The following is a 1,177-nucleotide window of genomic DNA, read 5'->3' on the forward strand; positions in this document are numbered from 1 at the left end:
GGTCCAAGGGAGGCTCTGTCAGATGGAAAACATACAAAAGAAACCATAGGTTGGATGGCTGTCGGTTTCTAATCGCTCTTAGGGGTTTTTTCTGACCCCTGTCCCCTGTGCCCAATGGATGGGGCACAGGGGATTCTAATTACTTGGTTCGCACAAGCCTCATCAATTGGAGTTGGAAGTTATAGTAGCCTGCCTCGGTGCTAGAAGCCTACACTTACCCAATCGCGAAGTGTAGGAGCGTCACGGATACTGCTGGTGGCTCATTCAACCGCTAGACCTCGGGAGTAGGGACAGATTCTCACGGGTAACTCAAATCCTAGAGTAGCTTAATTATTCTTCATAAATTGGTAAACTGATCAGTAATTACGAAAAAATAACTTAACAATTTCTGCGTTTTTTTTTTCATAAAACATGCCAAAATTACATGGGCAGTATCAGTTCTGCTCACGATACTCTTAGCAAGGTTAACTCTAAAAGACTTCTTTCGCTTTTCTCATTTCACATTTTAAGGAGGAGATTATGAAGCGAGTTGCGATATTTTTCATGTCTTTGATGGCTGCACTGGTACTCATTGCTACCCCAGCTCATGCGTCGATTCAAGCAGGCATTATTGACCTGTCTTCACCATGCCCAGTGGTAACAGCAAATAAGGACACAACCAGATTTAAAGAAGTGTTGTTCGCAGAGCCATTTCCAGAAGGCTCAGATGTGATCGTGATTCCAATGGTTCAAACCTTTAATGGAGCAGATACCCCTGGTGTCAGGATCACAGATGTAACCACGAAGGGCTTTAAGTTCAGAATGAACGAATTAGTTCGGGGTGGTCCAAGGGAGGCTCTGTCAGATGGAAAACATACAAAAGAAACCATAGGTTGGATGGCTGTCGGTTTCTAATCGCTCTTAGGGGTTTTTTCTGACCCCTGTCCCAGGGCTATTTCATTCTAAAAAGTTGCTTAAGCGTGTCTAGACTAAAAGAACAAATTCGTTGAGCTTGTGCCATGTTTTTAAACATTTTTTCACGGTATAAATTGAGTGTAAAATTGCGCGCTATGGTAAAAATTTTAGGGAGAGGGTTAGTGCGAATTCTGGATTTATCTTCACCTTGAGTAACATCTCTAACATAGTGGACTTTATTCTCAACACCCCAATATCCACGGATACGTTCAGCAAATTCTTG

1 protein-coding gene and 1 pseudogene are annotated in these 1,177 nt (G+C 42.7%); one reads left to right on the forward strand and one right to left on the reverse strand.

Annotated elements, in window-relative coordinates:
• Window positions 1-519: 519 nt before the first annotated feature.
• Entirely contained in the window at window positions 520-894 is a 375-nt protein-coding gene (locus F6K51_RS37780) for a hypothetical protein (RefSeq protein WP_293031429.1), read from the forward strand.
• 37 nt (window positions 895-931) lie between these two features.
• Here the strand turns inward: F6K51_RS37780 and F6K51_RS37785 are convergent.
• Window positions 932-1,177: pseudogene (locus F6K51_RS37785) on the reverse strand (hypothetical protein); the annotation flags it as partial.

It is taken from the genome of Moorena sp. SIO3I8, from assembly GCF_010692325.1.
Taxonomy (GTDB): domain Bacteria; phylum Cyanobacteriota; class Cyanobacteriia; order Cyanobacteriales; family Coleofasciculaceae; genus Moorena.